24 protein-coding genes are annotated in these 17,925 nt (G+C 70.6%); 13 read left to right on the top strand and 11 right to left on the bottom strand.

All coding sequences use genetic code 11. From position 1 onward, the window contains the following. Positions 1 to 7 precede the first annotated feature (7 nt). Positions 8 to 1,009 carry a tyrosine-type recombinase/integrase gene (locus ACWDS7_RS25695; protein ID WP_451931350.1) on the bottom strand — a complete coding sequence of 334 codons (1,002 nt, stop codon included), beginning with the start codon at positions 1,007 to 1,009 and terminating at the stop codon, positions 8 to 10. Between the two features lie 108 nt (positions 1,010 to 1,117). Here ACWDS7_RS25695 and ACWDS7_RS25690 point away from each other — a divergent pair, with 108 nt between their 5' ends. The 7 genes from ACWDS7_RS25690 to ACWDS7_RS25660 all read left to right on the top strand — a co-directional run bounded on the left by ACWDS7_RS25690 (position 1,118) and on the right by ACWDS7_RS25660 (position 5,762). After that, the gene (locus ACWDS7_RS25690) at positions 1,118 to 1,453 is read left to right on the top strand and encodes an ArsR/SmtB family transcription factor (protein ID WP_451931349.1); all 336 of its coding nucleotides are present in this window, start codon (positions 1,118 to 1,120) and stop codon (positions 1,451 to 1,453) included. A gap of 10 nt (positions 1,454 to 1,463) precedes the next feature. Beyond that, entirely contained in the window at positions 1,464 to 2,693 is a 1,230-nt protein-coding gene (locus tag ACWDS7_RS25685) for a GNAT family N-acetyltransferase (RefSeq protein WP_451931348.1), read from the top strand. 322 nt (positions 2,694 to 3,015) lie between these two features. Continuing rightward, the gene (locus ACWDS7_RS25680; RefSeq protein ID WP_451931347.1) at positions 3,016 to 3,375 is read left to right on the top strand and encodes an ArsR/SmtB family transcription factor; all 360 of its coding nucleotides are present in this window, start codon (positions 3,016 to 3,018) and stop codon (positions 3,373 to 3,375) included. Further along, positions 3,375 to 4,466, top strand: coding sequence for an ACR3 family arsenite efflux transporter (gene arsB / locus ACWDS7_RS25675; RefSeq protein ID WP_451931346.1), 1,092 nt, complete (start codon positions 3,375 to 3,377; stop codon positions 4,464 to 4,466). The genes ACWDS7_RS25680 and arsB overlap by 1 nt, the downstream gene beginning before the upstream one ends. Then, positions 4,459 to 4,875, top strand: a complete 417-nt coding sequence (locus tag ACWDS7_RS25670; RefSeq protein WP_451931345.1) for an arsenate reductase ArsC — start codon at positions 4,459 to 4,461, stop codon at positions 4,873 to 4,875. The genes arsB and ACWDS7_RS25670 overlap by 8 nt, the downstream gene beginning before the upstream one ends. Before the next feature lie 118 nt (positions 4,876 to 4,993). Further along, positions 4,994 to 5,320 carry a hypothetical protein gene (locus ACWDS7_RS25665; RefSeq protein WP_451931344.1) on the top strand — a complete coding sequence of 109 codons (327 nt, stop codon included), beginning with the start codon at positions 4,994 to 4,996 and terminating at the stop codon, positions 5,318 to 5,320. A gap of 1 nt (position 5,321) precedes the next feature. Further along, positions 5,322 to 5,762 carry a hypothetical protein gene (locus ACWDS7_RS25660; RefSeq protein ID WP_451931343.1) on the top strand — a complete coding sequence of 147 codons (441 nt, stop codon included), beginning with the start codon at positions 5,322 to 5,324 and terminating at the stop codon, positions 5,760 to 5,762. A gap of 40 nt (positions 5,763 to 5,802) precedes the next feature. Here ACWDS7_RS25660 and ACWDS7_RS25655 read toward each other — a convergent pair whose 3' ends face one another. Beyond that, the gene (locus tag ACWDS7_RS25655; RefSeq protein ID WP_451931342.1) at positions 5,803 to 7,050 is read right to left on the bottom strand and encodes a M28 family metallopeptidase; all 1,248 of its coding nucleotides are present in this window, start codon (positions 7,048 to 7,050) and stop codon (positions 5,803 to 5,805) included. After that, entirely contained in the window at positions 7,047 to 7,316 is a 270-nt protein-coding gene (locus ACWDS7_RS25650; protein WP_451931341.1) for a hypothetical protein, read from the bottom strand. The genes ACWDS7_RS25655 and ACWDS7_RS25650 overlap by 4 nt, the downstream gene beginning before the upstream one ends. Before the next feature lie 343 nt (positions 7,317 to 7,659). Here ACWDS7_RS25650 and ACWDS7_RS25645 point away from each other — a divergent pair, with 343 nt between their 5' ends. Then, positions 7,660 to 9,084: an AlbA family DNA-binding domain-containing protein gene (locus tag ACWDS7_RS25645; RefSeq protein WP_451931340.1), complete on the top strand. Its 1,425-nt coding sequence runs from the start codon at positions 7,660 to 7,662 to the stop codon at positions 9,082 to 9,084. Here the strand turns inward: ACWDS7_RS25645 and ACWDS7_RS25640 are convergent. From ACWDS7_RS25640 to ACWDS7_RS25610, 7 genes are all read right to left on the bottom strand, one after another. Then, positions 9,081 to 10,160, bottom strand: a complete 1,080-nt coding sequence (locus ACWDS7_RS25640; RefSeq protein WP_451931339.1) for an ArsO family NAD(P)H-dependent flavin-containing monooxygenase — start codon at positions 10,158 to 10,160, stop codon at positions 9,081 to 9,083. The two genes, ACWDS7_RS25645 and ACWDS7_RS25640, sit on opposite strands and share 4 nt — an antisense overlap. After that, complete coding sequence (locus ACWDS7_RS25635) at positions 10,157 to 10,540, bottom strand: metalloregulator ArsR/SmtB family transcription factor (protein ID WP_451931338.1); 384 nt, start codon at positions 10,538 to 10,540, stop codon at positions 10,157 to 10,159. The genes ACWDS7_RS25640 and ACWDS7_RS25635 overlap by 4 nt, the downstream gene beginning before the upstream one ends. A 32-nt stretch (positions 10,541 to 10,572) precedes the next feature. Further along, positions 10,573 to 11,805 (bottom strand): MFS transporter, encoded by a 1,233-nt coding sequence (locus ACWDS7_RS25630; protein WP_451931337.1) that lies wholly within the window; start codon positions 11,803 to 11,805, stop codon positions 10,573 to 10,575. After that, positions 11,802 to 12,065 (bottom strand): hypothetical protein, encoded by a 264-nt coding sequence (locus ACWDS7_RS25625; RefSeq protein ID WP_451931336.1) that lies wholly within the window; start codon positions 12,063 to 12,065, stop codon positions 11,802 to 11,804. Before ACWDS7_RS25625 ends, ACWDS7_RS25630 begins: the two co-directional genes overlap by 4 nt. A 13-nt stretch (positions 12,066 to 12,078) precedes the next feature. Beyond that, positions 12,079 to 13,494 carry an FAD-dependent oxidoreductase gene (locus ACWDS7_RS25620; protein ID WP_451931335.1) on the bottom strand — a complete coding sequence of 472 codons (1,416 nt, stop codon included), beginning with the start codon at positions 13,492 to 13,494 and terminating at the stop codon, positions 12,079 to 12,081. 26 nt (positions 13,495 to 13,520) lie between these two features. Next, positions 13,521 to 13,676 (bottom strand): hypothetical protein, encoded by a 156-nt coding sequence (locus ACWDS7_RS25615; RefSeq protein WP_451931334.1) that lies wholly within the window; start codon positions 13,674 to 13,676, stop codon positions 13,521 to 13,523. Between the two features lie 114 nt (positions 13,677 to 13,790). Beyond that, a complete protein-coding gene (locus ACWDS7_RS25610; protein WP_451931333.1) occupies positions 13,791 to 14,900 on the bottom strand; it encodes a flavin-containing monooxygenase in 1,110 nt (369 codons plus the stop codon). Positions 14,901 to 14,980: 80 nt separating this feature from the next. On the opposite strand from ACWDS7_RS25610, the gene ACWDS7_RS25605 reads away from it, so the two are divergent. Next, positions 14,981 to 15,316, top strand: coding sequence for an ArsR/SmtB family transcription factor (locus ACWDS7_RS25605; protein ID WP_451931332.1), 336 nt, complete (start codon positions 14,981 to 14,983; stop codon positions 15,314 to 15,316). Between the two features lie 78 nt (positions 15,317 to 15,394). After that, complete coding sequence (locus ACWDS7_RS25600) at positions 15,395 to 15,550, top strand: hypothetical protein (RefSeq protein WP_451931331.1); 156 nt, start codon at positions 15,395 to 15,397, stop codon at positions 15,548 to 15,550. Between the two features lie 160 nt (positions 15,551 to 15,710). On the opposite strand, the gene ACWDS7_RS25595 is transcribed toward ACWDS7_RS25600, so the two are convergent. Continuing rightward, positions 15,711 to 16,010, bottom strand: a complete 300-nt coding sequence (locus ACWDS7_RS25595) for a hypothetical protein (protein WP_451931330.1) — start codon at positions 16,008 to 16,010, stop codon at positions 15,711 to 15,713. A gap of 204 nt (positions 16,011 to 16,214) precedes the next feature. Here ACWDS7_RS25595 and ACWDS7_RS25590 point away from each other — a divergent pair, with 204 nt between their 5' ends. The 3 genes from ACWDS7_RS25590 to ACWDS7_RS25580 all read left to right on the top strand — a co-directional run bounded on the left by ACWDS7_RS25590 (position 16,215) and on the right by ACWDS7_RS25580 (position 17,816). Further along, positions 16,215 to 16,568, top strand: a complete 354-nt coding sequence (locus ACWDS7_RS25590; protein ID WP_451931329.1) for a hypothetical protein — start codon at positions 16,215 to 16,217, stop codon at positions 16,566 to 16,568. Between the two features lie 220 nt (positions 16,569 to 16,788). After that, on the top strand, positions 16,789 to 17,274 hold the full coding sequence (locus ACWDS7_RS25585) for a hypothetical protein (RefSeq protein WP_451931328.1): 486 nt from the start codon (positions 16,789 to 16,791) through the stop codon (positions 17,272 to 17,274). A 209-nt stretch (positions 17,275 to 17,483) separates the two neighbouring features. Next, positions 17,484 to 17,816: a hypothetical protein gene (locus ACWDS7_RS25580; protein ID WP_451931327.1), complete on the top strand. Its 333-nt coding sequence runs from the start codon at positions 17,484 to 17,486 to the stop codon at positions 17,814 to 17,816. Positions 17,817 to 17,925: the final 109 nt, after the last annotated feature.

Here is a 17,925-nt window from a genome sequence, read left to right as displayed (position 1 = left end):
TCGCCTGTTAGTGGTCGGTGATGAGGGCGTCCAGGGCGGCGGCCTTGTCGGCCTCGGTGGGCAGGGCGTAGCGGCGGGTGGTGTCCAGGGAGCCGTGGCCGAGGAGTTCGGCGACCAGGATGGGGTCTTTGCCGTCGCGGATGAGCTGGGTGGCGAAGGTGTGGCGCAGGACGTGCGGGCCGAAGGGGGCGGTGGGGTCGTCGTTGATGCCGCAGGCTTCGCCGAGGCTGGTGATGATGGTGCGGGCGGCGCGGTCGGTCAGGCGGCCGCCGCGCTGGTTGAGGAACACCGCGGTGGTGCCGGCGCCGTTCCAGCCGGTGCGGGCGTTCAGCCAGTCGGTGAGGGCCTGGCGTAGGTCGGGGTGGACGGGCAGGTGGCGGATCTTGCCGCCGTCGCGGCCCTTGCCGCGGATGCGTAGCTCGCCCTTGCGCGCCGACAGGCGCACGTCGGCCAGGTCGAGGCCGACGACTTCGGCGATGCGCAGGCCGGCGAAGTAGGGCAGCAGGGCCAGGGCCTTGTCCCGGGGGTCGGCGACCAGCTGGACGTGGCGGACGTAGCGGCGGGCGCGGCGTTCGTCCAACGCGCGGGGGGCGGTGCGGCGGGTGTCGCGTTCGCGGCGGGCCTGGGGTTTGCCGAGGCCGCGGCGGGCGTAGAAGTCGTCGATGGCCGACAGGTAGGTGTCGATGGTGTTGGGGGCGCGGCGGCCGTTCTTCAGATGGCGGCGGAAGTCGCGCACCGCGCCGGTGGCGGCGACGGGGTCGGTGAGCGGGTCGCCGTCGAGTGCGCCGGCCTCATGCTGGTCGGCGAGCCAGGCCAGGTAGCCGCGTAGCCGGGAGTGGTACTTGGTCTTGCTGGAGTCGGCCAGTGGTGAGCGCTGCAGCGCGGTGGCGTAGTCGGTGAGGATCTGCGCGTACGGGCCGGGCAGCGCGACGGTTCGCGATCGGCGTGTGTTTCCGGAAGTTGTTTCGGGGGCCTGCGGAATGGCTGGGGTTGTGTTTCCGGAAGTCATCCCTGGAGTCTACTTCCGGAATTGAGAAATTCCGGAAGCTGGTCTCCGCGGAGTGTCGAGGCTGGGCCGCTTCCCGCGAATCCATATATCGACTATCGTCGATTAACGATGAACGAGGAGACGGAGCTTCTGCCGCGTGCGGAGGCCGAGGAGTACGCGAGCTGGTTCAAGGCCCTGGCCGACGCCACCCGGATCCAGATCGTGTCGCTGCTGGCGCGGCGGCGTACGCCGATGAGCGTGGGTGAGGTCGTGGCCGCTTCCGGGGTGGGGCAGTCCACCGTCTCGCACCATCTGAAGATCCTGGCCGAGGTGCGGTTCGTGCTGGTCGAGCGGCAGGGCACCTCCAGCCTGTACCGGATCAACGAGGCGTGCGTGAGCTGTTTTCCGACGGCGGCCGACGTGGTGATGGGCAAGCCGGTTCCGGCGGCGCCCACCTGTGAGTGAAGGAGCGATCATGGCGCATGACGAGGTCGTGGCGCGGTACTCGCATCTGGCGCGGGCCGCGCTGGAGGGCGAGCCCATCGCCGACTGCTCGGCGACCGCGTTCGAGCAGGGGGGCTTCGGCGCGGCCGGCTACGACGACACCGCTGCTCTGCCCGCGGCGGCGGTGCGGGCCAGTCTGGGCTGCGGCGATCCGGTCGCCGTGGCCGAGCTGCGCGAGGGGGAGACAGTCCTGGACCTGGGGGCGGGCGGCGGGATCGACGTGCTGCTGTCGGCGCGCCGGGTCGGCCCGTCCGGCAGCGTGTACGGGCTGGACGCCAGCCCCGACATGGTCGCGCTGGCCCGCCGCAACGCCGAGCAGGCCGGCGCGCGCAACGCCGAGTTCCTGCACGGCAGGATCGAGCAGGTGCCGCTGCCGGATCGCTGGGTGGATGTGGTCATCTCCAACTGCGTGATCAACCTGTCTGAGGACAAGGCGGCGGTGCTGGCCGAGGCGTTCCGGGTGCTGCGACCAGGCGGCCGGTTGGGCGTCAGTGACGTCGTGGTCGACGGCGAGCCCGACCCGGAGCGCCGCCGCCAGGCCGAGCAGCGCATCGGCTGCGTGGCCGGGGCACTGCCGGTGGCCGCCTACCGCGAGCTGCTGACGGCGGCCGGCTTCGTAGGCGTGCGCATCATCGTGACCACCGATCACGGCGACGGGGTGCACTCGGTGATCGTCCAGGCGGTCAAACCCGCCGCCGGAGCGGGCCTGGAGATCCGGCCGATGCGCGCATCCGACGCCTCCCAGGTGCTGGCCATCTACCAGGCCGGTCTGGACACCGGGCAGGCCAGCTTCGAGACCACCGCGCCGAGCTGGGAGGGCTTCACCGCCGGCAAGCTGCCGCACCTGCGTTACGTGGCCGCCGACGCCGACACCGGGCAGGTGGTCGGTTGGGTGGCCGCCTCGCCGGTCTCCTCCCGGTGCGTCTACGCCGGGGTCGTCGAGCACAGCGTCTACGTCCACCCCGGTTGCCAGGCGCACGGCATCGGCCGCGCCCTGCTGAGCGCGTTCATCGCGGCCAGCGAGGACGCCGGCGTCTGGACGATCCAGTCCGGCATCTTCCCCGAGAACGCCGCCAGCCTGGCGCTGCACCAGGCGCTCGGCTTCAGGGTGGTCGGCACCCGGGAGCGCATCGGTCGCCACCACGGCGTGTGGCGGGACGTGCTGCTGATCGAACGCCGCAGCACCGTTATCGGAACCTGAGTCGCCGCTCAGGAGGTCGTCGGCCGGGAACATCGGCGGTCGCGCCGTGGTTACATCTGCCGTGGCCGGTGTGCCCAGTGTCCCCGGGCCTCACCTATTGCCTTCGCGGATTACCGTTCGGCTGGAGCCGCGTTGTGCCTTTCGCCGAGAGGCGACACGCACACCGGTACGCACACGTGGAGGCTGAAGGCCCCGCCGCGAGTCGGCGGGGCCTTCGCTGTCTCAAGCTCGCTCTGCCGTGCATCCCTTCCCATATCCCCGGTTTCGACGGATGTCTATATAGAGCTATATTGATTTCGATAAGTGTCTATATGGAGGTCGCGTGGACCCTCTTGAGATGTTGGAGTGCAGCCCGCCGCTGACCCGCGAACCGCTGAACATCGAGCAAGCGGCCGGGGTAGCGCGCGTGTTCAAGGCGCTGGGCGACCCGGTACGGCTGCGCATCCTGTCGATCGTGGCCAGCCGCTCCGGCGGCGAGGTGTGCGTCTGCGACATCACCGGCGCGTTCGAGCTGTCCCAGCCGACCATCAGCCATCACCTGAAGGTGCTCAAAGAGGTCGGGCTGCTGACCTCGCAGCGGCGTGCCTCCTGGGTCTACTACCGCCTGGTGCCCGAAACGCTGGGCGAGCTGTCGACGCTGCTCACCTTGCCCACCACCACTGCGCCGGCGGCCGCGCTGTGATGGCCGCGCAACCGGCACAGGCCACCGTGCCGCCCGCCAATGTGATCGGCGCCCTGTCGAGGCTGGACCGTTTCCTGCCCGTGTGGATCATCGCTGCCATGGCCGCCGGGCTGCTCCTGGGCCGCCTGGTGCCTGACCTGAACACCGCGCTGGACGCTGTCAAGATCGGCGAGATCTCGCTGCCGATCGCGCTCGGCCTGCTGCTGATGATGTACCCGGTGCTGGCCAAGGTCCGCTACGACCGGCTCGGCACCGTCACCGGCGACCGCCGCCTGCTGCTCTCCTCTCTGGTGCTGAACTGGGTCCTCGGCCCGGCCGTCATGTTCGCGCTGGCCTGGATCTTCCTGCCCGACCTGCCCGAGTACCGCACCGGTCTGATCATCGTCGGGCTGGCCCGGTGTATCGCCATGGTCCTCATCTGGAACGACCTGGCCTGCGGCGACCGCGAGGCCGCCGCCGTCCTGGTCGCGCTCAACTCGGTCTTCCAGGTGGTCGCGTTCGGTGCGCTGGGCTGGTTCTACCTGCAGGTGCTGCCCGGCTGGCTCGGCCTCGCGCAGGCCGCGCTGGAGGTCTCGGCCTGGGACATCGCCCAGTACGTGCTCATCTTCCTCGGCATCCCGCTGGCCGCCGGCTACCTGTCCCGTCGGCTCGGTGAACGCGCCCGCGGCCGGGACTGGTACGAAAGCCGCTTCCTGCCGAAGATCGGCCCGCTGGCGCTGTACGGGCTGCTGTTCACCATCGTCATCCTGTTCGCCCTGCAAGGCGGCACAATCACTTCCCAGCCCGGCGACGTCGCGCGCATCGCGCTGCCGCTGCTGGCCTACTTCGCGCTCATGTGGGGCGGATCGTTCCTGGCCGGCAAGCTGATCGGCCTGGGCTACGAGCGCTCCACCACGCTGGCCTTCACCGCCGCCGGCAACAACTTCGAGCTGGCCATCGCCGTGGCGGTCGGCGTCTTCGGCGTCACCTCCGGCCAGGCGCTGGCCGGAGTGGTCGGCCCGCTCATCGAGGTTCCCGTCCTGGTCGCTCTGGTCTACGTCAGCCTGGCCGGCCGCAGCCTGTTCACCGCCAAGGAGCCCACCCGTGCCTGAGTCCGTATCTGGTAAGCCCTCCGTCCTGTTCGTGTGCGTGCACAATGCCGGACGCTCCCAGATGGCTGCCGGCTGGCTTGCCCACCTGGCCGGCGACCGCGTCGAAGTCCGCTCGGCCGGTTCCGCCCCGGCCGAGCAGGTCAATCCGGTCGCCGTCGGGGCCATGGCCGAGGTCGGCATCGACATCACCGCCGCGCGGCCCAAGGTTCTGTCCGTCGACGCGGTCCAAGCCTCTGACGTGGTCATCACCATGGGATGCGGCGACGCCTGCCCGATCTTCCCCGGCAAGCGGTACGAGGACTGGAAGCTCGACGACCCGGCCGGGCAGGGCATCGACGCCGTGCGAGTCATCCGTGACGACATCCGCTCCCGCGTGGAGAAGCTGCTCAGCGGGTTGCTGCCTGGCTGAGCCGCCCGCACTGAACGAGCTGCGCTGAACGACCGCGATGGCCGCCTCCCGCACAGGGGGGCGGCTATCGCCCATTTCGCGCCGGTACTTACGGCAATCGGCTGGCTACTCTGTCGGGATGCAGATCCGCAGTCAGGTTCTCAAGCTGATGGCCACCCCGCGCGCTGACACTCGCTTCCACGCCGCCTACATGCCCCAGTCCATCCAGGCAGCCACCGGCTGCCGATCACACGAGGCGTGGGAGGCGTTATGGGGACTGCTCGCCGACGGCCTGATCTACCTGGACCCCGAACGCCAACCGGCCAGTGACAACTGGCGATGGAAACTGTCCGAGCGAGGCCGCAGGGCGGTCGAGGGCGGGCCGTGGGAGCCCTACGACCCGGAAGGCTACCTGCGTCGCCTGCGCCGCCAGGTGCCGGATTTGCATCCGATCGCCTACCAGTAACATGCAGGAGGCTCTGCAGTCTTTCAACGCGGGCTGCTACCTGGCCTGCTCGGTGATGCTCGGCGTCGCGGCTGAGCAGGTCTTCCTCGGCGTGGCCGAGGCCATGGTCGCCGCACTGGGCGCCTCGGCCGAGAAGCTGCGCAAGGAGCTGGACAACCCCAAGAGCTCCCAGAATGCACGCTTCCAAGCGCTGCGCGCCCGTCTGGAGCCGATGCGGCCCACGCTGCCCGACGATCTGGGCGACAACCTGACCATGGACGCGGTGGCCGATTTGCTCAGGATCACTCGGAACGAGGCCGGCCATCCCCGCGGGCGAGCCGTCGACGAGGACACCGCCTACACCCACCTGCAACTGGCTGCCCGCTACCTCGGCAAGATGACCGCCCTTGCTGAGCACTTCACCCAGCAGGCCGCCGCCCGATCATCGGCCGCCGGCACCTGAGCACAGCGGCTCCTGCCCGGATGGTGCCATCGTGAGGTGATCAGGCCGGCATCTGGGCGGCCAGCAGCCCTACGGCGGCGACCAGCAGCCGCGCCGCCGCCACGAGGGTGTCCACCTCGACACGATCGGGGGTTTCGGCCGGGGTCTGGTAGCCGGGCATGCCCATGCCGATGCCGATCGCGGCCAGCCCGGCCGCGGCGTAACGGCGATTGTCGGAGGCCATGGCGCCGGCCCGCAGCGGCACGCCGGTCAGGCGGGCGGCCTGGTCCAAGGTGGCCAGCAGGGCATGGGCGGGCCCGCCCGCTTCGACGGCGGCGGCCTGGTGCAGCTGTGCGGCGCCGTCCAGATTGATCACGAGGGTGTCCGGCGGCAGGGTGGGGGCGTGGTGGGCCGATCCCCAGGCGCCGGCTTCCTCGGCGTCCAGGAAGGCCACCAGCAGCTCCAGCCCGGTGGGCATGCGCGTGGCCGACAGGACGCGGGCGGCCTCCAGGACCGCGGCCACGCCGGAGGCGTTGTCCGCGGCCGCGGGCAGACGCCGGTCGGGATCGTCGCCGACGCCGTCGTAGTGCGCGCTCAGCAGCACCCGTACCCGGCTCGCATCGCCCTGAGCAGGGTGGGGGAAGCGGGCGTGGACGTTGTGGCCGCGAGTGGTGATCTGCTGCAGCGGCATTGAGCCGGTCACCTGGACCGGGCCGCTGGCCAGGGCTTCGGCCAGGCGGTCGTGCACCTCGGTGCGCAGGGCGATGACGGGCACCTGGCGGGCGGGTGGCCCGGCGATCATCTTGGGCATCCAGCCCTCGGCGTCGGTGCCGCGCGCGGTCAGCACGCCGGCGGCGCCGTGAGCCTCGGCAAGCTCGCACGCTCGCCCCCAGTCAGCGGCCCCGGCCAGCACCCACCGGCCGTGCAGGTCGGTCTCGGAGGCCGCGGCCAGCGGGGCGGAGTGCGGGTGCGCCAGGTCGGCGGAGGCGAGGTGTTCGACGAAGTCGCGGCGGTGCTGCAGGCGCTGTGCCTGCCCGCCGGTGCTCCATTCGAGGAGGGGCGTGGCGTACAGCTCGCGCACGCTGGCCACGTCGAAGCCGGACAGTTCGGTTTCGGCGCCCAGCTCGCCGAGCCGCTCGGCGAGCCAGGTGGCGGCGGCGCGGCCGCCGGGTGTGCCCACGCGCCGCCCGGCGTAGTGGTCGCCGGCCAGCTCGCGCACCGTGGCGTGCATGCGGGTGGCCGACACCGCCTCCACCAGGGAGGTCAGGTTCAGCCCGCCCTGACCGAGGTCGGATGCTGTGGTGGTCATCCGCAGCACCCGACGGCCCCCTGAACGCTGGCCCGGGCACCGGCCGGAGCCTGGCCACAGCAACCGCTCTGGACGGCCTGCTCGGCGGCGGCCGGGCTGCCGCAGCAGGCCGTCGCCGCAGCAACTGGCTCCGTCCCCTCCCCGGTGACGTCGGACGGCTCACCGGCGGATGCGGAAGGGGCCCCGCAGCAGCCTCCGGCTGCGGGCGGGGTGAAGGCTTCTTCCAGGTCGCCAAGGAAGCCGCCGTTGGCTGCAGGGTTCGTCATGTGTGTCTCCCTGATGAGCAGAAGAGCAAGTCGCCCGCGCTCGACATAGTTAGATGGATGTCTAAGCAGGTGTACGATCTCATGTTGATTCGATAGAAGTCAAGATAGATGTGTGTCGAATCAACGCGGATGCTGGCCGCAGGGGTGGTGAGCCGGTGTGACGGCGAGCCTGCCCGGGCCGCTCTCCGGCTGCTCTGCCTTCATGTGCTTGACGTTCCGGCTGGCAACTGGTTGGCCTGGCGGGTCAGTGGTGTTTCGCGGCACGCCCTTGGGTGGTCCTTCTTTTACCGTGATGACAGCCCATGCCCCTTTTCGGCTCACGGTCCAAGGAGATCTGCCGTTCATGCTGTACAGCCCCCGTCGCCTGGAAGCCCTCTTGGGCGTCGCTCCCCTGCAGGAGGTGACCTACCAGCACATCGTCGCGCTGGAGGGGAACGCTGACGCCCGGGAGGCGGATGACCTGGACTACAAGCGGGAGTACGTCTCCGGCGATAGGGACAGGTCGGAGAAGGGCAACGACGACATCGCGGTGGACATCGCGACCTTCGCCAATCATGTCGGCGGCGTGATCATCGTCGGCATGGCCGAAAAGGCGGAGGTACCGACCAAGGTGCTTGACATCGAGTTCGGCCAGGCGGAGAGCCGGATCCGGCAGGCGGCCGCCTCACGTATCCACCCGATGCCGAACTTCGGTGTCCTGCGGGTCGACAACCCCAACGACCCGGGCAAGGGCGTGCTGCTGATCGCGATTCCGCCCAGCCCGTATGCCCCGCATGCCGTGTCGGTCCCCTCGCGGCGCGAGAGCGGCTTGCGCTGGCCACGACGGCACGGCGCGGACAAGGTATGGATGACGGAATCGGAAATCGCGGCGGCCTACCGGCGGCGCCTGATGGGCGCCGCCGGTCAAGGCGACCGGCTACGAGAGCTGGAACGAGGCGTCGTCACCACGGCGGCGCGAACCAGCGCCCAGATCTCTCGCCCGTTCCCACTGCTGGTGGTGTCCCTGGTGCCGGACCTGCCCGGCGACATGATCGTGGATGGGGCCATCGTCGATCGGGTCCGCCGGCAGGCCGAGCACGAGGTCGTCATGCTGGGCGCCTTCAACCGCACCTTCCAGGAGGTGAGTGTCGGCCATCGCCGTATCATCGCCGAGTCCGGGCCAGGGACAGCGCAGGCCGTGCGTGCCGAACTGCACACCGACGGCGCCGGCACCTTCGCCCTGCACCCGCAGGCCATCTGCCCCTCCTCTGGCGAGGCGGTCAAGGTCGGGATCGTGGACGCCGAGATCGCCTCGCGGACGGTGAGCGCGTTGCGCTATCTGGCCCGGCACGCACGCGACCGGGCCGGGGCCACCGGGTCGGCGCTGCTGCGCGTCATGCTGGTCTCGGACTTGATGCTGCATCCGGCCGTGCTGCCCAAGCTTCACAGCGAGGAATGGCCGCACAACGATCCGAGCCATGGCAGATTTGTCGTCGATCTGCTGACTCCCACCAAGGTCGCAGGAGCTCCTCGCACGTGGGGAGTGCAGGGGGTGAGGCTGGCCCATGGCGAATCGGTGGCCTGGCTAGATGATCTGGCCGACGACGGCCCTCTCCTGGTCAAGGCGGCCGCACATCTGGTGGGCGACCTGTTGCAGGTGTACGGGGTCGCGGAGAATGCGCAGCTGCGACGCGACGGAAGTGTCAGCCGGCACGCATGGGGGGCGGACTGGCAGACGGTCGAACGCTGGGTACAGCAGTCGGACATCCCCGTGAGCGGTGGAAGTTAGCTGCTGCGGTCACGGTCGTGCACCTGCTCGACGAGCGTGGCCACGGCCTCCTTGGCTGTCCGGCCAGCGCCGATGAGGGTGGCCGAGGCCGGGCCGGTCCAGTCGCCGTAGCCGAGCAGGTGCAGGCGCGGCTCGGCCAGGGCACGGGTGCCGACGGTGCCGATCACGCCGCCGGGGCCGCGTAGCCGCAGCGGGGCCAGGTGAGCCAGGGCGGGCCGGAAGCCCGTGCACCAGATGATCACGTCGCACGCTGCCGTGCTGCCGTCGGCCCAGGCCACCCCGTCGGGGGTGATCCGCGAGAACATGGGCTCGGCCTTGAGTACGCCCCGGTCGCGGGCCTCGCGCACGGGGGCGACGGCGACGATGTCGCCCAGGTCGCCGATGCTTTCGGCGTTCTGCCCGGCCAGGGCGGCCTGGTGGCGGCGGGTGGCCAGATCGAACAGGGCGCGGCCGTCGACCTCGTCGGGCAGCAGCCGGGGCGGGCGCAGCGTCGCCCAGGTGGTCTGGGCGACCTGGGAGAGCTCGGCGAGGATCTGCGCAGCGGAGTTGCCGCCGCCCACGACGAGCACGTTCTTGCCCGTGAAGGGCTCCGGGCCGGGGTAGTCGGCGGTGTGCAGCTGCTCGCCGCGGAAGTCGCGCATGCCGGGATAGTGCGGTACGTAGGGGCGCCACCAGGTGCCCGTGGCGCTGACGACCACTCGGGCCTGCCAGGTGCCGGCACTGCTGTCCACGGCAAGACGTGCGCCGGTGCGCCGCACGGCCCGCACCGTGGCGGGGCGGATGATCGGCAGCCGGTAGCGCTGCTCGTAGTCGGTGAGGTAGGCGACGACATGGGCGGCGTCCGGATAGCCGCCGTCGGCCGGGATCGGCATCATGCGGCCGGGCAGGGAGCTGTACTGCGCGGGCGAGAACAGGCGCAGCGACGGCCAGGCGTGCCGCCAGGCGCCGCCGGGGGCCTGCTGGGCGTCCAGGATGACGAAGTCGACGCCTGCCCGCCGCAGGTGGTACCCGGCCGCCAGCCCGGCCTGCCCGGCGCCGATGACCACGACATCGGCCAGGCGTGGGGCCGCGGTCATACGGTGATGAGTTCCACGTCCACCGCGCCGGCGGCCGGGGCGGGCGCGGCCAGGGGGGCGAACAGCGCGCCGAGCTTGTTCACCGCTTCGGGGATGATGCGGTAGTAGACCCAGGTGCCGCGGCGTTCGCCGTCGATCAGTCCGGCGGTGCGCAGCACCTTCAGGTGGTGGGAGATGGTGGGGGCGGTCAGGTCGAAGACGCCGGTCAGGTCGCACACGCACGCCTCGCCGCCGGCGTGCGAGCCGATCATCGACAGCAGGCGCAGCCGTACCGGGTCGGCGACCGCCTTGAGCAGCACGGCCAGCTCGGCGGCGTCGATCTCGCTGAGCGGTTCGCGGGCGATCGGCGCGCAGCACTGGGTGGTGGCGGGGGCGGCCATGACGCGACTCCTTAATTCGATGTCGGTCTAAATTATAGGCGGTGGTAGGCCAGCAGCGCGAACGCCGCGAGTGCGCACGCCGCCGCGACCGCGCCCATCACCCACCCGTAGCCGGCCACCTGCGCCACGGCGACCGCGCCCAGCGGGGCGGTGGCCTTGGCGGCGACGGACAGCAGCGCGATGCGGCCGGACAGGCTGGCGTAGGCGGTGGTGCCGTACCGCTGGACGAGCAGGTGCGGCAGGGTGATGGAGGCGATACCGAAGCCGAGGCCGAACAGCAGCACGCAGCCGATCGCCCCGGCGACCGCCCGGCCGAAGACCGGCAGGAGCAGGACGGCGACGCCTTGCAGGGCGAAGATCACGGCGGCGATGAGCGCGGCGGGCAGCCGGGCCTGCAAGCCGGTGGTGAGAAGGCGGCCGGTCACCGACAGCACGCCCAGCAGCCCGGCGAGCGCGGCGGCCAGGACCGGGCTGTGGCCCAGGTGGATGAGGTAGGTGACCAGCAGCACCGCGATGACCGCGACCGCGCCGCCGCTGGCGGTGAAGGCGATCACCAGCAACCAGAACGGCCGAGCCCGCACCGCCTGCCTGACCACGTCGGCGCGCCGGCCGGCGGCCTCGGGCGTGCGGGCCGACGCCGGGCGGCGGCGGATGACCAGGGCGTGCAGCGGGATCGCCGCCAGGCCGTAGACGAGCCCGAGGACCACGAGGGCGTGGCGCCAGCCGTACGCATCGACCAGCAGGCCGGTGAGCGGGATGAAGATCGAGGAGGCGAACCCGGCGACGATGGTGAGCGCCAGGATGCCGCCCGCGCGGCCTCGCGCGTCGGCGCCGTACCAGGCTATGATGACGGCGAACGCGGCCTCGTAGAGCACCATCGAGCAGGCGATGCCGATGACGGCGAAGACCAGGTAGAGCTGCCACAGGGCGGTGACCTGCGACCAGGCCAGCACCGCCCCGGCGCCGAGCAGCGAACCGAGCGTCATCAGGGCGCGCCCCCCGTGGGCGTCCAGCCACCGCCCGGCGAGCGGGGCACAGACAGCGGCGATCAGCACGGACACCGTCAGCGCGGCGGCGACCCGGGCGTTGGTGGCGTGCAGGTCGTGGGCCATCGGGACGAGGAAGACGGAGAAGGCGTAGTAGAGCACGCCGTAGCCGATGGTCTGGGTGACGGCCAGCGCGGCGACGACCCGCCGGCCATGTCCGGAACGCGGCGGACCGCCGCCCTGCTGTTCGAGGGCGGCGGTCTCGGCGGGGGAACTCATGCTGGACAGGCGATCAGCGCGCGGCCCTCAGCCGTGGTCGCCCAGTCGCCCGCGAGGGTTTCGGCGATGAAGCCTTGGGCCTCCAGCCGCCAGGCGAGCGTTCCCGCCATCCGGGCGATCGCCGGGCCGTAGCCGGGGATGGTGCTGGGCTTGCGGGCGGCGACCAGTTCGTCGGCCAGCCGGTAGGCGGGCATCGGCTCGTGGTCGCAGATGAGGCGCAGCGCTTCCTTCTGGGCGGCCGTGGGGTAGCCGTCAGACATCAGGTGCTTCCTTTCAACCGCAGCAGCTGCCGCCGGACTCCACCGGAGCTCCGACGCTGGTGAGCGGGAGCGGGGCCGCCAGCAGGCCGCCGCTGATACCGGTGGCCAGGCCGACCCGCTGCTCCTGGGCCTGGACCAGGTTGGAGGAGCACACGCCGGTCTCGGGCAGCTCCAGCTGCACATCCCGGGCCGCCTCCCAGTCCCCGGCCAGCGCCGCCACGACCGAGCGGACCTGCTCATACCCGGTGGCCATCAGGAAGGTCGGCGCGCGGCCGTAGCTCTTGACCCCGACCGCGTAGTAGCCGGGCTCGGGGTGGGCGAGTTCGTCCACGCCGTGGGCCGGGACGGTGCCGCAGGAGTGCTGGTTCGGATCGATCAGCGGGGCCAGGGCGCTGGTGGAGCCGAGCACCGGGTCCAGGTCCAAGCGCAGTTCTGAGGCGATGGAGTGGTCGGGGCGGTAGCCGGTCGCGGACACGATCCGCTCCACGGTGACGCTCTGCTCGTGGCCGGAAGGGTCGCGGCTAATCACCTCGACGCCCTGGTCGGTGGCGTTGACGCGGTGGGTGAAGAAGCCGGCCAGCAGCGTGATGCGGCCGGAGGTGACGTGGGCGCGCAGCCGGGTACCGAGCGCGCCGCGGGCCGGGAGAGCGTCGGCGTCGCCGCCGCCGTAGGTGCGGGTGGCGCTGCCGCCGCGGATCGCCCAGGTGATCGGCGTGTCCGGCAGCTCGGCCAGCGCGAGCAAGGTGGTGGCGGCCGAATGGCCGGCCCCCACGACCAAGGTGTGCTTGCCCTGGTAGCGGTCGCGGTCGGTGCCGAGCACGTCCGGCAGCGCGTGGTCGACGAACACCTCCCCCTCGCCGTGGGCGGGCAGGCCGCTGGCGCCCAGCACGTTCGGGCTGGTGTAGGTGCCGGAGGCGTCGACGACCGCTCGCGCCTGCAGCTCGGCGCCGTCGGCCAAGCGGATGAGGAACGGCACTTCCTCGCGGCCCGCCGTGCGCACCCGGTCGTAGCCCAGCCGGCTGATCGCGGTGACCTTCGCGCCGAGATGCACCTTGTCGTCGAACAGCTTGGCCAGCGGCGCGAGGTAGTCATCGATCAGCTCGGCGCCGGTCGGCAGCCAGTCAGGGGCGGGCTCGCTCCAGCCGTCGGCCTCCAGCAGGCGGCGAGCTGCGGCGTCGATGTTGTACTTCCACGGGCTGAACACCCGCACGTGCCCCCACTGCGCCACCGACGCGGCGACCCGGTCACCGGCCTCCAGGAGCAGGAAGTCGATGCCGCGCTCGGCCAGGTGAGCGGCGGCGGCCAGGCCGACCGGGCCCGCGCCGATCACCACCACAGGCAGCTCACCTGCCTGCCCGGGGCTGGTCTGCTGAGGGGTGGCGAACTGCTCGATCTCGACGGCGATGGTGCCGCAGCAACTGTCACTCATGACGGCTCTCCAGGTACGCGAGGGGGTTAGCGGAACGACTGGGACAGGGCGAAGATGCGGGCGCGCTCGATGACGGCATCGGCGCGGCATTCGAGATCGCACACCTGCGAGGTGGCCTCGTCGAAGGTGACGCCCGACAGCCCGGCGGCCGGGCGGCGCCGGCGGGTGAACAGAGCGCGCATCGCGCACCTCCCTGGATAGAAGTTTGTCTAAGCAGTGGCCATCATGCGCGACTGATTAGAGATCTGTCAAATTAGTCTGTGGTCTAAGCAGGGTGGCGGGAAAGCCCGACCGGCTCAGGCGCGGACATGCCGACGACTGCCCCGCAGGTGGCGGACGAGCCGCCTCATCACATGCCGGGCGTCGGCCCCGACCCCGCGCAGACTGTTGGAGGAGGGTGTGCGCTGCCACTCCAGACCCAGATAGCCGAGGCCGGCATGGGTCAGCGACAGGCCACGGCGCTGACGGGGACGGCCATCGGCGCCCAGCGCGCCCAACCCCTTCAGATAGGCCAGGTTCGGCCGGTAGCCGGTCGCCAACAGCACCGCGTCGACGCGCTCACGCCGACCGTCGGGCCAGGTCACCTGATCGCCGTCCAGGCACGTGAACATGGCCCGGCATCGGTAGCGGCCCTCGCGCAGAGCGCGGCGGTAGCGGCCGTCGTCGAGCACCAGCGATGGCGGCGGAGTCTCGGCGCGGGCCAGCGGCAGCCGGTCGAATCCGGTCACACGGAACCAGAAGTGCAGGTCCCGCCCCAGCGGGCGCTGGGCCACGAACCGGATCGGCGCCCGGCCGGCCAGCGTCACCCGCTGTTCGGCGGCCAGTTCGTGCGCGATCTGGACCGCCGAGTTGCCCGCCCCGACCACGATGACGTGCTCGCCGGGCAGCGAGGCCGGCGAGCGGTAATCGGCGGCATGCAGCACCGGGCCGGTGAAGGTGTCCAGGCCGGGCAGGGCGGGCCGGTGCGGGTGGGCGAAGGAGCCGCTGGCCGCGATCAGAGCGGCGGCGGTCAGGTCTTCGCCGCCGTCCAGGCGCACGACGAAGCCGCCCCCGCCACCGGCCCCGTTGGAGGTGCCGGCGGACCGGACGGCGTCGACCCGGGCGTCGGTGCGCAGCTCGGCGCCGCGCTCGGCCAGGGCGGTTGCGTAGCGCTCCAGGTAGGCGACCACCTCATCGCGGTGCGGGTAGCGCTCGGGATCGCCAGGGAAGGCCATGCCGGGCAGGCCGCTGTAGCGGGCGGGCGAGAACAGGGCAAGGCTGTCGTAATAGCGCGGCCACGCCCCGGCGGCCCGGCCGGAGGCCTCCAGCACCACGGGCCGCAGCCCCAGCTCAAGGGCGGCGTGCGCGGCGGCCAGGCCGGACTGCCCGGCCCCGACGATCAGGACACGATGGTTGTCGGTAGGCATGCGGCAGAACGTACCGTCATTTTCTAATATGTCAATAAGTTGATGTGAGGGGTAGGGTACGAAGACAGGAGGGAGCAGGCATGGCCGAGACCACGACATCACCACCCGCGACGGCGGGCGCCACGTGCGCGCCACAGCTGCCGCAGGCCACCCAGGACTTCCTCAAGGCCCTCGCCAACCCCGGACGCCAGCAGATCATGCTGCTGTTCGCCCAAGGCGCCGAGCTGTCGGTCAACCAGGTCGCCGAACACGCCGGCATCAGCCAGTCCGCCGCCTCCCAGCAACTCGCCCTGCTCCGGCGCGGCGGCATCGTCACCTCCCGCCGCGCCGGCAAGGAGGTGCTGTATCGCGGCGACCGCGACGGTGTCGCCCACATTCTCGGCGACCTGCAGGACTACCTGAGATTCTGCTGCTGACCACCGTCGCCGGACGGCGGGCTCAGCCGGTCGGGGCGAGCAGGTCGCGGAAGGGATGCAACCGGAGCAGACATCGGCGTGATCGATGACACCGGCGTCGCGCTCCTTGGCCTGAAGGCCGGAGCGCTGCGGACACCCCTGATGGCGCCCGTCGTGGTCCGCCCGGTGCCGCCGGAGGCTGAGAGCTCCTCCGGCGGCCGTCGTGAGCACCCCAGCTCCACCATCCACCGGTGAAACCCTGCCTGGTCGTTCGCGCAACAGACCCCTTTACGGGAGCCAGGTCCCAAAATCAGGTGTCCACCAGACCGGGGCAAGAACTCGCAGGGCGGGGATGGAGTTGTAGGGTCGAGCCTCTTCGTTCGGCTTGGTGACTCGCGTGACAGCTGATGCCGGGCTATGGGGATGAGCGATCCTGTCTTCGCAGCTCGGCACCAGCCAACCCGCCAGGCAGGCCCTTTTCCACAGCTTCCAAGATTGCCCGGTGGAGTTGCCGCTCGGCTCCGGCCACCACAGGCAACGGGCTTCCCTCTACGCCGTACCATTCTTCGGCGCCGGTGTATTGGATCCGCACCACAGCCTGGCCGCTGCTGACCTCGGTGCACACCGTCACCTCGCCGGTGATGACCCCCACCTCGTTAGTCATCACCCCACCTGGGCCGGCGGTGACGCTGTCTTCATACCGTTCGACGGCCACACCCACCCCCCTTACGGCACCCGGCGGGCAGATCTCGAGTCGATGGCCACCGTGGTTCAGATAAGTACCGCTCTTCGGCCCCGGTGTACTGCACCTGCACCTGAGCCACCTGAGCCACCTGGGCGTCACCGCCGGCGGCTTCGGCCTGCAACTGCTCGAATATCCGCTTCCAGGTGCCGTCGCGCTGCCGCTGCGGCGGGGCCGGTGTTCGTCGGCGACTACGACCTGGAGCCCGAACGGGCGCAGACCCTGCGCGCCGAACAGGTGCACGCCGTCGAGGGGCGGCCGGTTCCCGAGTTGCTCACCCGCGACTTGGAGGTGATCGGCGACGATCAGCGGATCCACTCCATCGCCCTGGCCCGTGCGCTCTGCCTGGGGCAGGCCGATCTCGCCGACCTGCTGGGCGCCCTCGGTGTGCGGATGTTGCCGAATCCGTTCGAGCGCAACGGCGAGCAGCTCCGCGGCTATGAGCGCCAGCACCTGGAGGAGGCAGCCGAGGCGATCCGCCGCGGTGAGCTCCAGGTGCCGCCCGAGGTCGCCGACTGGCCGGCCGCATGACCCCCACCCCCCGTCCGAGCTGCGGATAAGCGCCCATGTGGGGGTCAGCAGACACCCCCTCTGACCGGGGTCTGAAGGGCTCAGCCCCCATACCCGGCCTCCCACACAGGCCACCTGACTGGACAGCGTGATAGCTCGGATTATCAGCCGGTCTAGGCGATCTTCTGCGAAGCAGACTTCAGCTCATGTACGAATAAGTCCCTCAAACAACGGAGAACCCATGCCCCCCACCCCCCTCACCCGCCGCCTGAGCGCCGCCCTCTCAGCAGGAGCGCTCGCTACCGCCCTCGTTGCCTGCGGCGGACCGACCACCGACCTGGATGCCGCTGGTGTGGTCAAGGCACTCTCACAGCAGGGCTTACCGGTCACGCTCACCGTGACCTACACCGCGGACAACGACCCCAACAAGCTGCTCGGCCGGCCGAACGGCTACGTCTCCAAGGCCTCGTTCACCGACCAGCGTGTCGACACCTCAAAGGTGATCGGCAAAGAAGGCGATGTGGACCTGGGGGGCAGCGTCGAAGTCTTCGAGGACACTGGGCAGGCCGAGCAGCGGGCCGACTACATCCAGGAGATCGGCAAGAAGATGCCCATGCTCGGAGAGTACGACTATGTAGCGGGGCCTGTTCTCGTGCGGGTGTCAAAGGAGTTGACTCCGCGGGATGCCCAAGCGTTCGAGGCGGCACTCAGCAAGATCGTGGGCTGACATCGCCCGACGGCGCCCCTGCCCCTCCCGGGTGGGGGCGTCTCCATGTCTGCCCGCCTGGCGGCCCGATCCCCTGCGTAGGGCTCATTTCCTGGCTGCAGCCTAAGGGAAGCTAAGTCTGCCCTGCACGCTCCAGAAGCACATGGGACGGTGTTCAAGCGGGCAGCTTCGGCAGCCCGCTCCATCCGCCCACCCGCGAGGAGTCGCCCATGGAGCCCGTCACGGCGACCGAGCGCCGCTTGGCCGCCTACCAGTTCGCCATGCGGATCACTCCGATCCCATGGGATGTGGGGGACGTCAAGCGGCAGGCCGACCGAATCCTCTGGTTCCTCGACAGGGACGAAAAAGATCGCACGCAGTTCGAGCTCCGTTGCTCTGCGCTGGAAACCCAAACCATCGCACTCGGCTGTGGGCCAGATCGTTTCGACGACCGCGAGCGCCAACCTATTCGAGACAGACGGCCTGACATTGCCGACTGGTCAGACGCCGACAAGCTGGTTCGGACGGCCGACAAGATCCTCGACTACCTGACCCGTCGCTGACGCAAGACGACGCTTCCACTCTTCACTCAGGGAAGCGGAAGCGTCTCCACATCCGCCTGCCCCAACCGGCGCTCGCGCCGTACGCTCCCCCCCATGGACAAGCTGATCG

The organism is Streptosporangium sp. NPDC003464 (genome assembly GCF_053588315.1).
The sequence above is the reverse complement of the archived record's forward strand: the minus strand, read 5'-3'. Positions and strand labels throughout refer to the sequence as shown.

Excerpts from the sequence above, each read along its gene's own strand:
- ACWDS7_RS25695 (WP_451931350.1), bottom strand. The coding sequence starts at position 1,009 with ATGACTTCCGGAAACACAACCCCAGCCATTCCGCAGGCCCCCGAAACA.
- ACWDS7_RS25690 (WP_451931349.1), top strand. The coding sequence starts at position 1,118 with ATGAACGAGGAGACGGAGCTTCTGCCGCGTGCGGAGGCCGAGGAGTAC.
- ACWDS7_RS25685 (WP_451931348.1), top strand. The coding sequence starts at position 1,464 with ATGGCGCATGACGAGGTCGTGGCGCGGTACTCGCATCTGGCGCGGGCC.
- arsB (WP_451931346.1), top strand. The coding sequence starts at position 3,375 with ATGGCCGCGCAACCGGCACAGGCCACCGTGCCGCCCGCCAATGTGATC.
- ACWDS7_RS25665 (WP_451931344.1), top strand. The coding sequence starts at position 4,994 with ATGCAGATCCGCAGTCAGGTTCTCAAGCTGATGGCCACCCCGCGCGCT.
- ACWDS7_RS25660 (WP_451931343.1), top strand. The coding sequence starts at position 5,322 with ATGCAGGAGGCTCTGCAGTCTTTCAACGCGGGCTGCTACCTGGCCTGC.
- ACWDS7_RS25655 (WP_451931342.1), bottom strand. The coding sequence starts at position 7,050 with ATGACCACCACAGCATCCGACCTCGGTCAGGGCGGGCTGAACCTGACC.
- ACWDS7_RS25650 (WP_451931341.1), bottom strand. The coding sequence starts at position 7,316 with ATGACGAACCCTGCAGCCAACGGCGGCTTCCTTGGCGACCTGGAAGAA.
- ACWDS7_RS25645 (WP_451931340.1), top strand. The coding sequence starts at position 7,660 with ATGCTGTACAGCCCCCGTCGCCTGGAAGCCCTCTTGGGCGTCGCTCCC.
- ACWDS7_RS25640 (WP_451931339.1), bottom strand. The coding sequence starts at position 10,160 with ATGACCGCGGCCCCACGCCTGGCCGATGTCGTGGTCATCGGCGCCGGG.
- ACWDS7_RS25635 (WP_451931338.1), bottom strand. The coding sequence starts at position 10,540 with ATGGCCGCCCCCGCCACCACCCAGTGCTGCGCGCCGATCGCCCGCGAA.
- ACWDS7_RS25630 (WP_451931337.1), bottom strand. The coding sequence starts at position 11,805 with ATGAGTTCCCCCGCCGAGACCGCCGCCCTCGAACAGCAGGGCGGCGGT.
- ACWDS7_RS25625 (WP_451931336.1), bottom strand. The coding sequence starts at position 12,065 with ATGTCTGACGGCTACCCCACGGCCGCCCAGAAGGAAGCGCTGCGCCTC.
- ACWDS7_RS25620 (WP_451931335.1), bottom strand. The coding sequence starts at position 13,494 with ATGAGTGACAGTTGCTGCGGCACCATCGCCGTCGAGATCGAGCAGTTC.
- ACWDS7_RS25615 (WP_451931334.1), bottom strand. The coding sequence starts at position 13,676 with ATGCGCGCTCTGTTCACCCGCCGGCGCCGCCCGGCCGCCGGGCTGTCG.
- ACWDS7_RS25610 (WP_451931333.1), bottom strand. The coding sequence starts at position 14,900 with ATGCCTACCGACAACCATCGTGTCCTGATCGTCGGGGCCGGGCAGTCC.
- ACWDS7_RS25605 (WP_451931332.1), top strand. The coding sequence starts at position 14,981 with ATGGCCGAGACCACGACATCACCACCCGCGACGGCGGGCGCCACGTGC.
- ACWDS7_RS25585 (WP_451931328.1), top strand. The coding sequence starts at position 16,789 with ATGCCCCCCACCCCCCTCACCCGCCGCCTGAGCGCCGCCCTCTCAGCA.
- ACWDS7_RS25580 (WP_451931327.1), top strand. The coding sequence starts at position 17,484 with ATGGAGCCCGTCACGGCGACCGAGCGCCGCTTGGCCGCCTACCAGTTC.